Annotated in this window: 15 protein-coding genes and 2 pseudogenes; 5 read left to right on the forward strand and 12 right to left on the reverse strand. The window is 38.7% G+C overall.

Features of this window, described 5'->3' with window-relative positions; all coding sequences use genetic code 11:
• Window positions 1-422 (forward strand): annotated as a pseudogene (locus B371_RS24000) (IS3 family transposase); the annotation flags it as partial.
• Here the strand turns inward: B371_RS24000 and B371_RS21465 are convergent.
• The 4 genes from B371_RS21465 to B371_RS0107215 all read right to left on the reverse strand — a co-directional run bounded on the left by B371_RS21465 (window position 423) and on the right by B371_RS0107215 (window position 2,638).
• Window positions 423-671, reverse strand: coding sequence for a helix-turn-helix domain-containing protein (locus B371_RS21465; RefSeq protein WP_019413631.1), 249 nt, complete (start codon window positions 669-671; stop codon window positions 423-425).
• Between the two features lie 40 nt (window positions 672-711).
• Window positions 712-1,623: a DMT family transporter gene (locus tag B371_RS0107205; RefSeq protein ID WP_019413632.1), complete on the reverse strand. Its 912-nt coding sequence runs from the start codon at window positions 1,621-1,623 to the stop codon at window positions 712-714.
• A 257-nt stretch (window positions 1,624-1,880) separates the two neighbouring features.
• Window positions 1,881-2,231, reverse strand: a complete 351-nt coding sequence (locus tag B371_RS0107210) for a DUF3147 family protein (RefSeq protein WP_019413633.1) — start codon at window positions 2,229-2,231, stop codon at window positions 1,881-1,883.
• The gene (locus tag B371_RS0107215) at window positions 2,222-2,638 is read right to left on the reverse strand and encodes a MarR family winged helix-turn-helix transcriptional regulator (RefSeq protein ID WP_019413634.1); all 417 of its coding nucleotides are present in this window, start codon (window positions 2,636-2,638) and stop codon (window positions 2,222-2,224) included. The genes B371_RS0107210 and B371_RS0107215 overlap by 10 nt, the downstream gene beginning before the upstream one ends.
• Before the next feature lie 499 nt (window positions 2,639-3,137).
• Here B371_RS0107215 and B371_RS22820 point away from each other — a divergent pair.
• Window positions 3,138-3,443, forward strand: a pseudogene (locus tag B371_RS22820) (ArsR/SmtB family transcription factor).
• A 503-nt stretch (window positions 3,444-3,946) separates the two neighbouring features.
• A complete protein-coding gene (locus tag B371_RS0107225; protein ID WP_019413637.1) occupies window positions 3,947-4,279 on the forward strand; it encodes a four-helix bundle copper-binding protein in 333 nt (110 codons plus the stop codon).
• A 156-nt stretch (window positions 4,280-4,435) separates the two neighbouring features.
• Here the strand turns inward: B371_RS0107225 and B371_RS21470 are convergent, their stop codons facing one another.
• The 7 genes from B371_RS21470 to B371_RS0107260 all read right to left on the reverse strand — a co-directional run bounded on the left by B371_RS21470 (window position 4,436) and on the right by B371_RS0107260 (window position 10,484).
• Window positions 4,436-4,687 (reverse strand): copper ion binding protein, encoded by a 252-nt coding sequence (locus tag B371_RS21470; protein WP_019413638.1) that lies wholly within the window; start codon window positions 4,685-4,687, stop codon window positions 4,436-4,438.
• A gap of 227 nt (window positions 4,688-4,914) precedes the next feature.
• Window positions 4,915-5,193: a glutaredoxin family protein gene (locus B371_RS0107235; RefSeq protein ID WP_019413639.1), complete on the reverse strand. Its 279-nt coding sequence runs from the start codon at window positions 5,191-5,193 to the stop codon at window positions 4,915-4,917.
• 15 nt (window positions 5,194-5,208) lie between these two features.
• Entirely contained in the window at window positions 5,209-7,668 is a 2,460-nt protein-coding gene (locus tag B371_RS0107240; protein ID WP_019413640.1) for a heavy metal translocating P-type ATPase, read from the reverse strand.
• A gap of 18 nt (window positions 7,669-7,686) precedes the next feature.
• The gene (gene copZ, locus B371_RS0107245; protein WP_019413641.1) at window positions 7,687-7,902 is read right to left on the reverse strand and encodes a copper chaperone CopZ; all 216 of its coding nucleotides are present in this window, start codon (window positions 7,900-7,902) and stop codon (window positions 7,687-7,689) included.
• A gap of 41 nt (window positions 7,903-7,943) precedes the next feature.
• A complete protein-coding gene (locus tag B371_RS0107250) occupies window positions 7,944-8,378 on the reverse strand; it encodes a CopY/TcrY family copper transport repressor (RefSeq protein WP_026022992.1) in 435 nt (144 codons plus the stop codon).
• A gap of 9 nt (window positions 8,379-8,387) precedes the next feature.
• Window positions 8,388-9,686, reverse strand: coding sequence for an APC family permease (locus tag B371_RS0107255; protein WP_019413643.1), 1,299 nt, complete (start codon window positions 9,684-9,686; stop codon window positions 8,388-8,390).
• 165 nt (window positions 9,687-9,851) lie between these two features.
• On the reverse strand, window positions 9,852-10,484 hold the full coding sequence (locus B371_RS0107260) for a transposase (protein ID WP_019413644.1): 633 nt from the start codon (window positions 10,482-10,484) through the stop codon (window positions 9,852-9,854).
• On the opposite strand from B371_RS0107260, the gene B371_RS0107265 reads away from it, so the two are divergent.
• Both B371_RS0107265 and B371_RS0107270 read left to right on the forward strand, forming a co-directional pair.
• Entirely contained in the window at window positions 10,387-11,556 is a 1,170-nt protein-coding gene (locus B371_RS0107265; protein WP_050995789.1) for an acyl-CoA dehydrogenase family protein, read from the forward strand. The genes B371_RS0107260 and B371_RS0107265 overlap by 98 nt on opposite strands.
• Window positions 11,557-11,598: 42 nt before the next feature.
• The gene (locus B371_RS0107270) at window positions 11,599-12,939 is read left to right on the forward strand and encodes an MmgE/PrpD family protein (RefSeq protein ID WP_019413646.1); all 1,341 of its coding nucleotides are present in this window, start codon (window positions 11,599-11,601) and stop codon (window positions 12,937-12,939) included.
• A gap of 623 nt (window positions 12,940-13,562) precedes the next feature.
• Here B371_RS0107270 and B371_RS0107275 read toward each other — a convergent pair.
• Window positions 13,563-14,428, reverse strand: an 866-nt coding sequence (locus B371_RS0107275; protein WP_019413647.1) for a transposase, incomplete at its 5' end; no start/stop codon positions are given.

The raw sequence follows: 14,428 nt of genomic DNA on the forward strand, positions 1-14,428 counted from the left end.
GCTTACCTATTACTAACGGTCATTCAGAAGCAGCGTTATACCGCTGGGAAAAAGATGCAAAAACAAGGGGTATCGCTATTCCTAATGGAAAGATGTCTCCAGAACGTTGGAGTACTAAAGATAAGTTTTCTATTGTAGTAGAGACAGCTGTGATGAGCCAGATTGAGCTAGCAGACTACGGTCCAAAGAAAGGTTTATATACTGAACAAATACAGGCTTGGTGTGATGCATGTATGCAAGCGAATGGTGGCATTGCAGAGCAAGCTGGCAAGTTACAACAAGAGATGCGACATAAAGACCGTGAAATTAAGCAACTAAGACAGGAACTGCGAAGAAAGGAATCTGCACTAGCTGAAACAGCAGCACTGCTTGTACTAAGAAAAAAGATCCATGCGATTTTGGGGGACAACGAGGACGAATGATCAGTGTCCCAGATCGTAGTAAAGCAAAATAAATGCCTTTTGCCGGTCCAGGAAGCCAGGCAATATCCCATAGATGGTAGATTCTGATGGTATATAAACGCATTTGTCGGCAAGTCGTGGGACAATTTGACTCGGCAGTAGACTCTTGAATTCAGGTTGATTGACCATCGTGACAATGATCTCTCTTTCCTCTTCACTAAGCTTGTTTTTAGGAGCAGGGTGCTCAGCAGAAGGGCGTTGGTCTTCCAATGGTGTCCATTTCCTGTTATCCAGAGATAAATTCTAAATTCTAATTATCAAGTGAAATGAACGTAATACCGGTCAGAATTAACAGGGCTCCAATCAAAAGAGAAGGGGTTATTTGTTCTCTCCCTTTCAGGAAAAGCGCAGAGAGCAAAATCGTAATGAGAGGTTCAACCGCAGCAATTACGCTCACATAACTGACTTGCAATAGCGATGCCGCCAAGAAGAAAAATACCGGTCCTAGACTCAGAAAAACACTTGCAATGATAAAGTTGATATTTAAGATGCGATAATTTTCTCTCACTGTTGCTATCAAAGTCCCTTTAAAAACTTGATACAACACAATGACAGCCAAACCGATTAGTGATCCTATCAAGGCGCCATAGATTGGATCATTATTAACGAGCAATCCTTGCTTTCTGAAACCTTGCCCCAATCCGAAAACGAAAGCCGCAAAAATCCCCAGCAAGTAGCCCGTCCATTCCGAATTATTCGCTTGATCTTTCTGGACCTTCAGACGGGATTGTCTGAACGAAAGAACCCCTTGCATTACGATGACAACGAATAACAGGAGCAATCCGATTAAAGACAAAGGAGTAAAATCTTCATCTAAAATTAATATTGCGTAAAGCACGGTGAACAAAGGCGTGCTGTTCTTTAGGGCTGAAGCCCGGGAGGGATAGATGGATTGGATGGCAGACAACAAAGCATATCTTCCCAGAATCGTACTGAACAATCCACCCAGTACAAACCAGCCCGTAGACTCCCAAGTAAACTCAAAGACGAACCCAGTCGCTGCCAGAACGGCGATGAAAATTAAGCTATGTACAATAACATTTATAAATATGGTAATAGCGAATCCAATGCTTTGGCCGTTAGATTGATCCATTCCTTTTTTTGCAAATATATTGAAAAATGCGGTGGTAACACCTGTTAATAGCGCGAATAATATTCCCAAAAAAATCCTCCGTCCCTTGGCATCCATTTCATGTCCACGGTTTACATGCTAACGATTTGTTCTAAGAAAGCTTTTTCTTTTTGTATTTCATAAAAATTCCCTTTGATATTAATCATCTTTCTCTACCTTTCTTTACAAAGAAGCAGCACCAATCTATGAAAGATTTTGCTCTTATTAAATTTTCTTCTGCGATGTAAGTAGCCTAAATAGCGACTTGAACAAAATTTATCAATATCTATTTTCTATTAATTCTATTATTAGCTAACGAATACTCGGAAAAACTTTGAAACTATACCTTGTATCCATAAAAATAGCAACCAACCACACCCGCCTAAAGCAATGGAGAGAAACAGATGAACGGAATTTTGCAAAGCGATGTAGACGATGATCAACAAAACAGCCGTTGCAGGAAATCCCCATAACACCCCTAATGCAAACTTGCTTAAAGTGGCTGTTTGTTCCCCTTGGACATAAAGCCAGATGATGCTCAGCAGACTCACGAGTGGGAGGGCCGCCACCACTCCCCCGTATGAGGGGAATCTTCTGGAAATCTCCGTCACCATTCCGATTACAATCGCTGAAGCAATAATTTTCATGACTACAAACATGTTCTGGCTCGTTCACTTAAGATTTTGAAGGCTTGTTCCACTAACTCTTTTTCATTGTCCTCCAACTGATTCATCACTTGTTCCAATTTCTCTTCATCCAGGCTTGTATTCCGGTTCAAAACGTCTCTTCCCACATCTGTAAGACTGAGCATCACTCTTCTTTCATCCAACAGGTCCCTCTCTTTAGTTAGATAGTTCTTCTCCATCATCCGTTTCACATGTTCGGAAGCTGTGTTATGAGATACTTTGATGTAGTCAGCAATTTCGTTTACCCCGATCTCTTCCTCTTTATCTATAAGCTGCAGAATACGCACCACTTGGTGGGTGATTTTTTCTTTATGGAGGTAGTGCAGATGAAAATAAATATCTGTCCAGTACTGATTTAATTGTTTCACTTTGCTGTTCACATTGAAAACTCCTTTACTTCTTTTAAAATAATTATATCTTATTATACGATATAAATAAAAGGGTTTATCAAAATACGAATCCATAACACTTTTAAACAGTTCGTTAAAGTACACTTAAACGAACAAAAAGGAAGAGAAAAAGCTCTAGTTGAGCGTCTTCCCTTCCGATAAGCGGTCATATGTAAACTATTATAAATTCTTTCTTTTTCGTTTTGTGACGCTCTCTCTGTAGCTTTTTGTTACTATTTCTTTTTTAAGCTAAGATTGTCTCCGAACTGGGTTACAGCGATGCCACTTCTTTTTATCTAGTGATTCTTAATCTGTAGACAGTTGCTACCTCCTGAGAAAAGAGTTCCAGTAAATCTTATATAGGCGAAGAGTCCTTTAAGTATTAGCTTGACATTTCTTAAACACGAACTATATAAAATTATATAAACATATATTCATATAGTGTCATTTTTTTACTTGTACGAATTACAATTGGAGGTGCTCCTCAAAAATGAATCAGGATTTTGAAAAAGAAGAAGACCATCTTGAAAATGAACATCCATTAGACTAAGAAACCCTCTTTGTCGTCTCCCAGACGTTTAAAGCATTGAATGATCCGACCCGGATCCGCATTTTGAATATGCTTTGTTCAGCGGAACATTCTGTCAATGACCTGGCAGAACGATTGGGTTTAGGTCAGGCCACTGTGTCCCATCAATTACGCTTTTTAAAGCAGTTACGCTTAGTGAAATACAGAAGAGCCGGGACGACATTGTATTATTCGAAAGACGATGATCACATTATGAACTTGTTTTAACAAGCCATTGAACATGCGACCCACCATTAAGAACTGCTTGACAGGATTTTGCACAAGAATGAACACAATCTTGTGCATAAAGGGATTTCGTATGTAACAATCCAAATGGGGCGCCCACAAACATGATAATTCCATTCTCTGCACGGCGAAAAATGAACCGACACATGATCACCACCATCATTAAGTTGAACAAATGCAAACAGTTGATCAGCATTTTTTCATTCTCGTTCATATATAAATGCTGGATTATTAGGATTTTTTGCATGGTGCGTTCCTTAATGTTGAAAATTCATACTTTCCTGACGCTCCCTACTCCCATGAAATGCTGAATCATCGGAGACCATACAAGAATGGGAAGGGAAGGAACCAAAAAAACAAAAAAGCTTTTCTTAAAATCCTTTAAAATTGTGCAGTTTTTGTGGAGTTTCGGAAATCCTGTTTAGTGGCGACGGCAAAGGGTAGAGTTACTATTGAAGCAGAAATAAAAAAATGGAGGTTTTAAAATGGCACATGAACAACATCAGGAACTCATTCAGATTTTGCACGATTGCGCAGCAGAATGTAACCACTGTTTTGACGCTTGTCTACAGGAAGAAGACGTGAAGATGATGGCTCAATGCATCCGATTGGACCGGGAGTGCGCGGACATCTGCGCCTTTTTGGAACAGGCGATTACCCGCAATTCGCCGTTCGTGTCGGAATTGGCCCGTGTATGTGCGGTAATTTGTGAAGCTTGTGGAGATGAATGCGAGAAGCACGCTGATCAACACGAACATTGCAAACGCTGTGCGGAAGCTTGCCGAAGATGTGCAGAAGCTTGCCGGAGCATCGCTTAAACAGACCAAAAGGCCCGCTGGAAAGAGAAACCTTTCCAGCGGGTCTTTTTTTAGTGGTAGATTTCAAGTTGTTGGATTAATATAACCATCCAATATATAAATAAAGAATTTATCTATTTTTTATTGTATTAAAAATCAGTACAGCCTTTTTCTAAATTAATGGCAGCACGAATCTCCACGGCCATCTTCTTCAATAGGTTCCTCTATAACCTCGTACCCTGTATCTTTAATAGCATTTTTAATTTCTCCCAAATCAATTGTACTTTCATTAAAAGTTACATCTACTTTTCCGTCAGAAAATTGAACTTTGACTGATTCAACTCCATTTCTTTTACCGACATTTCCCTCGATTTTATTAACGCAAGATCCACATGACATTCCTGGCACATTTAGTGTTACTTGTTGCATATAAATTCCTCCTCAAATTTTATTAACTTCAATTGACAGTAAATTACCTTATCCCTGTAAGGTATCTAAGTTTGTTTTAAAAAAAGCTATCTATATTTGATATAGCACCTATATTAATAGAACTTTATCAACCCTTTTTACATCACCTCCTTAGAGTATATTCAATTTCCTTCTGGGGAATAGGGTAATTGTCAATTAAGATGAAAAGAATTAATGATTTACTTCATTCATTTTTTTAACATACTCATTATTTCATTCTTATTATTCTCAAAACCAATAAAATGTTTGAATAGCTTTCTTTTGCCGAATAATCCTTTTTTATAAAAAGCAAACATTGGAACGATTCGAGTGCCAGATATCTTCTTTAAATCTTCCTCTAAGCTAAGATTTTTGCTTACATCTTTATCAGCATAATGAATTTTGTTAGAAGATAAATATTTTTTTGCGTCTTGGCAATCTGAACATGTTGGCCTTGTATATAATTCAAGCTCCAGTTTATCTTCCATTCTAGCCTCTCCCCTTTACTTAATAGCTGATGGTTTAAATCGTTTTAATCGTAAAGCATTTACTAATACTGAAACAGAACTTAGACTCATTGCAGCTCCAGCAACCATTGGGTTTAATAATGGTCCACCAAGGAGGTAGAAAATCCCCATTGCAAACGGAATGCCTACTACGTTATATGCAAATGCCCAGAATAAGTTTTGTTTGATATTTCGAATAGTAGCCTTACTTAATTCCACGGCTGTTGGAACATCCATTAAATCACTTCTCATTAGTACAATGTCTGCAGATTCCATGGCAACATCCGTACCTGAACCAATTGCTATCCCAATATCTGCTTGTGCAAGGGCTGGTGCATCATTGATACCATCTCCAACCATGGCCACTTTCTTACCTTCTGCTTGGAGTTTTTTCACTTCATTTGCTTTATCTTCTGGTAATACTTCACTCAATACACGATCAATTCCGACTTGCTTGGCAATAGCTTCAGCTGTGCGTTTATTGTCGCCTGTGATCATAGCCACTTCGATTCCCATTTTATGAAGTTTTTCAATGGCTTTTAAGCTATTTTCCTTAACTGTATCGGCAACTGCAATAATACCAGCAATTTTGTTATTAATCGCAATGTACATAGGAGTTTTCCCTTGACCAGCTAACTCATCTGATGTGATTGCCAGTGTATCTAAGGAAATATTGCGTACATCCATTAATTTTCTGTTTCCGGCTAGTACTACTTTGCCATCTATAGTTACCTCAATTCCATGTCCGGGAATAGCATTAAAGTTTTCTGCTTTAATAAAGTCAAGTCCTTTATCTTCTGCTCCCCTAACAATTGCTTCACCTAATGGATGCTCAGAACCCTTTTCCGCAGATGCTGTTAATTGTAACAATTCTGTTTCTGAGATCCCATTTACAGTGAAGATGTCTGTAACTTTAGGTTTACCTTCTGTAATCGTACCTGTTTTATCAAATACAATTGTTTGAACTTTGTGAGTTGTTTCAAGTGCTACACCACTCTTAATTAATACCCCGTTTTCTGCACCCTTACCAGTACCAACCATAATCGCAGTCGGAGTTGCTAGACCAAGAGCACATGGGCATGCAATAACTAAAACGGAAATAGCAATCGTTAAAGCAAAGAGTCCTGTTTCTCCTCCGAAATACCACGCTAAACCAGAAAGAATAGCAATTCCAATAACGATTGGCACAAAATATCCTGAAATAATATCAGCAAGTTTAGCAATCGGTGCTTTAGAGCCTTGTGCATCTTCTACTAATTTAACGATTTGTGATAAGGCTGTATCTTTTCCTACTTTGGTTGCTTGATATCGGATTGTACCATTCTTATTGATACTTGCACCTATTACATTGTCGCCAGCATTCTTTTCTACTGGAATACTTTCACCCGTTAACATGGATTCATCAATAGATGTCATCCCTTCTAACACAACACCGTCGACCGGTATTTTTGCTCCAGGTTTAACGATTACGGTATCACCTACTACTACTTCATCAAAGGAAATTTCTACTTCTTCTCCATTTCTAACAACCATTGCTGTTTTTGGAGCTAATCCCATCAGTTTTTCAATTGCTTCCGATGTTCTTCCTTTTGAACGAACTTCAAGATATTTACCTAGTGTAATCAAAGTAAGGATTACAGCTGCAGACTCATAATATAGATTTTCTGCATAACTGGAATGACCGAACCAAATCGCTATTGTTGCCCCTAAACTGTAGACGAATGCAGCACTAGTTCCTAAGGCAACTAAAGAATCCATATTTGGATGTCCTCTAAATAAAGTCTTATATCCTACCGAGAAAAACTTCCAGCCAAAAATCATAACGGGTAACGTTAAAATGAATTGTAATAGTGAAAACCATTCAGAATTTCCCATTGGATTGATTATTTCTGGCAGTGGTAAGCCTACCGTGTGTCCCATTGAGATATAAAACAATGGGATGGTGAACACTGCTGAACCTAAAAATCGTGTCCACAAGGATTTAATGTTCTTTTGTTTTTTGTCTTTTTCTTCATTGGCCGAATCTGATGTTTCCATATCTTCATGTGCTTCATACCCTACATTTGAAACTGCTTGAGTAATATCTGACACAGAAACAATTGTCGGATCATACTGGACTACCAGCTTTTCTGTAGCTAAATTTACATTAGATTCAATGACACCAGCTAGTTTCCTTGTTGCTTTTTCAATGGTTTGCACACAAGATGCACAAGTCATGCCTGTTATAGCAAATGATTTCTGCTCAGTAACTGTTAACGCCTTATACCCAGCCTTATCTACAGCAGCTTGGATATCTTGTGCGGATACTACGTTCTCGTCAAAACTGATATTCAATTTTTCAGTAGCCCAGTTTACATTAGATTCTTGTACACCAGGCAATTTCTTGGTTGCTTTTTCAACTGTCTGTACACAAGATGCACAAGTCATACCTTCTATATTAAATGTTTTTGTTGCCATTCATTTTCAACTCCTATTCTAATTAACTGGTTCAGCTTCATATCCAACTTCCTTTACAGCAGCCGTAAAGTTATCCAATATTTGAACTTTTTCGTCATATTTAATTTTGGCAGTCCCTTTTTTCAAATTGACTTTTGCTTTTTCTACGCCTTGAAGGCCTTGCAATGCTGTTTCAATTTTATTCACACAATGAGCACAGCTCATTCCTGTAATTTTTAAAGTTGTTTTTTTCATGATTCTCACTCCTTTTCTATAGTTTGATTTTTGGTGACATTTTAGTGTCCTGATGAACAGGTATGACCCTTACATTTACACTGTCCGGGAACACAATTGCATGGGACTTCTTCAACAGCATCCTTTTTCTTCATTTTAAGTGCTTTTTCCAATTTTTCTATATCCTGAAAACTCAACGTTGCTTTTGAAATTAAGTCGACTATTGTATTACCAACGTCTTTATTACAGATATTATCGAAAGTTTCATATAGGGTACTTTTGATAAATTCACTTTCATTTATAGTAGCGGAATAAATAAACTTCTTTCCGTCTGTTTCTGTATGAAGCATTCCTTTTTTTACAAGTCTGCCAATAAAAGTTTTGGTAGTCGCTGGTTTCCAATCCCTTTTTTGTTGCAAAGTTTCTCTAATTTCTTTACTGGTAACGGTATTTTGCGCCCAAACAACACGCATAATTTCCCATTCGGAATCTGTAATTTTAGAGTTTTAAGCCGTACGATTTAGGAAAAAACGCTCTCCTACAAAAATAATGAGGATAAATAAAATGGATACACCAACCACAAGTAAATCAGAAGTGGCTTTAACCCATACAAATGCTCCGAGCACAATAGCATCGAATACGAGAGCCGTCACGACAATGAATGAATTGGCACCTACTTTTTCTCGTAGATGCTTAAGAACGCCCCAATGAACAATCATGTCCATCACCAAGTAAAGAATTGCACCCATTGAAGCAATTCTATTTAGGTCAAAGAAGATTGTGAGTGCCATAGCAATCACAATTGTATAAACGAGCGTGTGTTTCTGAATGCTCCCTGGCATACCAAAGTGTTTATGCGGAATGAGTTTCATATCGGTTAACATAGCAAGCATTCGCGACACGGCGAAAGCACTAGCAATGATCCCTGAGATCGTTGCAAGAATCGCGATCGCTACAGTAAACCACAGACCATAACTTCCGAAGGCGGGCCTCGCTGCTTCAGCAAGAGCATAGTCCTTTGCATTAATAATTTCAGATAGTGATAAATTACTTGAAACAGCCCAGGCGAGCAGTAAATAAACAAGTAAACTGATGGAAATTGAAATCATGATGGCTCGTCCAACATTTTTCTTAGGTTTAACGATTTCCGATCCACTATTTGTAATGGTGGTAAATCCTTTAAATGCAAGAATCGTAAGTGCCACGGCTGCTATATAGCTTGCGGTCGAAGGATCTGACAGGTTTTCTCCTCCCTCTGCAGGTGTAAATGAAAACCCTGCAACCCATAATCCAGCAATTGCGAAGATTGATAATCCAACAATCTTTAAAAGAGAAGCAATTGAGGTGAAGGATTGAATAAAGCTGTTTCCTGAAATATTTACTAAAAAGGCAACAGTAAGTAAGGCAACTCCAAGTAAAGGAACCCAATAACTACTTTGTTCACCATCAAAGAGTTGAAGTGTATAGGTTCCGAATGTTCTTGCTACTAGGCTTTGATTTATTACCATGGAAAAGGCCATTAAAAGCGCTGCTGAGGCAGTTAGGGTTCCTTTTCCATAAGCTTTGACTAAAAACATACCGATTCCCCCAGCTGAAGGGAACTCATTGCTTAATTTTACATAGGAGTAGGCACTAAAGGCGGTGACGATTCCACCTACAATAAAAATCAAAGGAAACCATGAACCGGCAAGCTCCGCTACTTGTCCAAGCAGCGCGAAAATCCCTGCGCTGATCATCACTCCTGTACCTAAGCCGACTGCTCCAGTAAGAGAAATACTATTTTTTTTGTAATCTGATTTTGACATGTAAATGCACCTCTCAATTATTTTTTTACGTCTGTAACATGTGTATACCACTAAAGTATGCAAAAAAACGTGCAGATTAGGGGTTTTATAAATTTTTTAGCCCAACTTTCATCCCAAGTACACGGAAACCCCTTCATATAGAGGTTTCTTCTTTTTATTTGGTCACTACAACCTTTTTCCGACAATTTCATGTTTTCTTTTCAATGGATCTTTCACATGTAGTAACTTGTATATCTCACGATGACTTTTTTCTGTTATTCCGGAGATTCTTATATGATGAATATGATCACTTTCATCGGTAACTATTACCGTCGTCCGTTGATGGGTAGATAGTTGATCTTTGATGGTTGACCAATTTCGTGAATCTCCTTGTTCTCTTAATTGATGCTCGATGCTTATTAGTAGATGATACGCCAAAACGGAAATGAACAGATGTCCTCTCGTTCGATTGGCTAATTGATGATAAACAGGCCTTAATCCTAAATCTGTTTTTAATGACCTAAAAGCTGCCTCTATCTTGGTTAATGTCGTGTATAAACGCCATACTTCCTCGGCAGAAAACGCTTCGTCACTTGTTTCAATGGCATAACAACCTGTTAAGACTGAACGATCCTTGCGTGTAGTCTTTTTTTCAAAAGTAAGATCTTTTACCTTTTCTTCTTTTTCATCTACTTCCAAATGAATCTCATAGTAACGAGCGATAGTAGGATACCGTTCCTTAAGTCTCCCGACACGTTCACCCACTTTTTCAAGTATTCGTGGGTTATGTGCGAAATTTCCTGAAGAATATTGGAGCAAACTCGATAAAAACCAGGAGTATCCAGAAAAATTTATTAAAGCTTTAACAGATGAAGGATGGCTTTCTGTCTTAATACCTGAAGAGTACGGCGGTGCCGGACTTGGAATGGCAGAAGCATGTGTTATTTTAGAAGAAATCAACCGTTCAGGTGGAAACGCGGGAGCAGGACATGCACAAATGTATACAATGGGAGCTTTGCTAAATCATGGAAGCGAAGAGCAAAAAGAACGATTCTTACCAAAAATTGCATCTGGAGAATTACGTTTGCAAGCATTTGGTGTAACTGAGCCAACAGCTGGTAGCGATACAACAAATATAAATACGTTTGCAGTTCGTAAAGGTGATAAATACATTGTTAACGGACAAAAGATTTGGATTTCACGTACACGTTATTCAGATTTAATGTTACTACTAGCACGCACAACACCAAAAGATCAAGTAGCGAAGAAAACTGATGGACTAAGCATGTTCTTACTCGATTTAAATGATCAAAAAGATAATATTACGATTGTGGACATCGACACCATGATCAACCACGCAACAACTGAAGTGTTCTTTGAAAACGTTGAAATTCCTGTGCAAAATTTAATTGGAGAAGAGGGAAAGGGATTCAAATATGTTTTAAGTGGAATGAATGCAGAACGCGTACTTATAGCATCTGAAAGTATCGGAGACGGCTACTATTTCATAGACAAATCCGTTCAATATGCAAACGAACGTGTAATTTCCGATCGACCGATTGGTCAAAATCAAGGCGTACAATTCCCGATTTCAAGAGCGTATATGGAAATCGAGGCAGCGAAGCTTATGAGAGATAAAGCAGCAGCGGCATTTGATAACAATGTAAAAGTCGGAGCAGAAGCGAATATGGCGAAGTATTTAGCATCAGAAGCAGCATGGAAAGCAGCCAATGCAGCTATGGATACTTACGGTGGATATGGTTTTGCTACTGAATACAATATAGAACGCAAGTTTAGAGAGGCTCGTTTATTCATGATTGCACCTATTTCTAATAACCTTGTTGTCAGTTTCATTGGTCAACACGTATTAGGATTGCCTAGGTCGTTTTAATACACAAGGGCTTTATAGTTTCATTTTTAGGAGGAGTAGAAGATGAGTTTAAGTCAGGCATTAGCTAACTATCATTCAAAACTTACTTATGAAGATTTACCCGAAGAAGTTATCTCTTTTACGAAGCTTTGTATATTGGATTATTTTGGATCTTCTTTTGCGGGTGCAGAAAAAGAACCAATCCAAATGATTTCAGAAACAATAAATGAAATGGGCGGCAAACCTCAAGCTACCCTTATTACAAAAGGAAAGTCTTCTGTCTTAAACGCAGCATTAGTAAACGGTGCCTCAAGTCATATTGTCGAATTGGATGATATACATAAAGGTTCAATTATTCACGCAGCAACAGTTGTTATACCAGCAGCTCTTGCAGTTGCAGAGTGGAAGAACTTAAGCGGAAAAGAACTTATTTTAGCTGTAGTTATAGGCTATGAAGTATGTTTTAGAATAGGTGAAGCTGTGTCGCCATCTCATTATTATTATTGGCATAATACAGGGACGTGCGGAACTTTCGGTTCAGCCGCTGCTTCTGCAAAATTACTAGGTTTAGATGAAGAAGGTTTTATCAACGCTATAGGAAATGCAGGGTCACAAGCTGCGGGACTTTGGGAGTTTATTGAAGACGGAGCAATGACAAAACAGCTTCACCCAGGAAAAGCAGCGATGAATGGTTTATTGTCGGCATTACTTGCACAAAAAGGATTTACTGGTGCGAAAGAAATACTTGAAGGAAATCGCGGATTTTTCAAAGCGATGAGCGATGAGTTCGACGAAGATAAAATCACAGTCAATCTGGGAGAAGAATTTAAAATTCTAGAAAATTCGTTCAAAGTGCACGCATCTTGTCGCCATACACATGCAGCTATCGATTTAGCAATTGAAATAGTCAAGGAGAAAAAATTTGAATCTAAAGATATCGAACGCGTAGAAGTAGGCTGTTATAAATCTACGATGGACATTACAGATAATAATGATCCACGCACTCAATATTCCTCTAAATTCAGCATTCAATATTGCACAGCTTTAGCGTTAGTTAAAGGAAGTGCGAATTTAGACGACTTTAATGAAACTAGCTTATGGGATCCAGTGATTCGGAAAATCATGGGTAAAATAAACGCACAGATAGATCCTGAAATAGCTTCCGCGTACCCAGAACGTTGGGGATCGAAAGTTAAAGTCTTTTTGAAAAACGGGGAAACAATCGAAAAACAAGCGGATTATCCGAAAGGAGATCCTGAAAATCCAGTTACACTAGAAGACTTAAAAAATAAGTTTTTCCATCTTGCAACTGTACTTTCAAAAGAGAAACGCAATGCTTTCTCTGCAAAAGTATTGAAACTCGACCAACTCGATAATGTTGCAGACCTTATGAATAGTATTTAAGAGATACTAAGATTAGAAGTCCCGAACTGTGAAGACAGAAGTAACAGTTAGCTTAACGCAAGGGTGTCCATGGTGACGTGGAATCTGAAGGAAGCGAGCGGCAAACCTCCGGTCTGAGGAACACGAATCTCATATAAGGCTATGTTCGACTGGGTGAGTTTGCTAGACAAAACAAAGCCCTTTCTGTCGAAGGTCATACGTAGTAAATGAGGCAGCTAGATGGAGGGAAAGATTACGTTCTTACCTGGGGAGATCTGATTGATACGCCAAGTAATCTTGGTAACCTATCCAGTGATGGGTAGCTGAACAATCAGAAGTCAGCAGAAGCCATAGTACCATTTGTCTCGAGAGGAATGGGAAGGGCTGAACAATTGGGAGAGAACGACATCTTGGCATTCAGTACACTGCGAGAACACAGACAACCGATAAGGCATGCTCGAAGAAGGCAATGGTGAATCCCATGAGGGGCTTCGAGATGGTGGAGCAGAACTGGCATAAGAAGAAACGTTGTTCACGGAAAGAGGCGTAACGAATGTTGATGGAACGAATACTGTCACATGAAAACATGCTATCCGCTCTGAAAAGAGTGGTAAGTAATAACCTAAACTCCCGAAGAATTATACCTAGGTTGGCACTTCAACTCCTAGATACTCATACAAGCCCATCTGCTTTTTCGTCATCTCACCAATGCGAGGCTTGCGACCTGGTTGCTCATAACGCTCAATGACATCCAGTTCATCTAGTAACTCCTGCATGGTGTACTGTTTGAAAAGATTATTGTCACTCATGGCTTTATGTATATAAGAGAGATAGATCAGTGCAACAAATTGTACAAATAACTTGCCTTCTAAACTCTCTTCGGAAGATACCGATGTGCGTCGCATATTCAAACGTTCTTTGAGATTGTCAAATGCTTTCTCAACAACATCCTTGGAACGGTAAATATCTAGTGCTTCCAGTGGATCTTTGACACCATTAGATATCAAGGCAAAGTAGCCGTAGTTTTTTCCAACTGTATCAATAGCGTCCTGTTTTGGTAGTAGAGTAACCCCACGTACTGGGGTTTCATTGATCTCATAGTATTTTTTATACAGTTTTTCATGTTCTGGTTTTCTCTTTCCAGACAGTAATTCTTCTTCGATCAGATCGAGTAACTTATTAAAAGTAACCTTATCATCCGTTGCTCTTTGGTCATTATAGTATAAGTGCAGGTACATTCTTTTCGTGCTTGTGATTTTTTGTCCACTGCGTTTTTTGGTTTCATTATAGTTCCAATCCACAATGTGTGAGACATAATACAAACCGTACTTCGAACTGTAATGAGGGCGCGATGCGATTGTGGTTCGTACCTGATCTAGTTTGTCCTTAACCAGTTTTAGGGATGTTCTTGCAGCTATCAGAAACTTGAAATGCTTCTGATACATGGCATTGATATTGTCCTCACTGTAAAAGCCGCGATCCATGACCAACTTGACCTTGTCTAGCTTGA

This window comes from Paenisporosarcina sp. TG20 (assembly GCF_000286315.1).
GTDB lineage: Bacteria > Bacillota > Bacilli > Bacillales_A > Planococcaceae > Paenisporosarcina.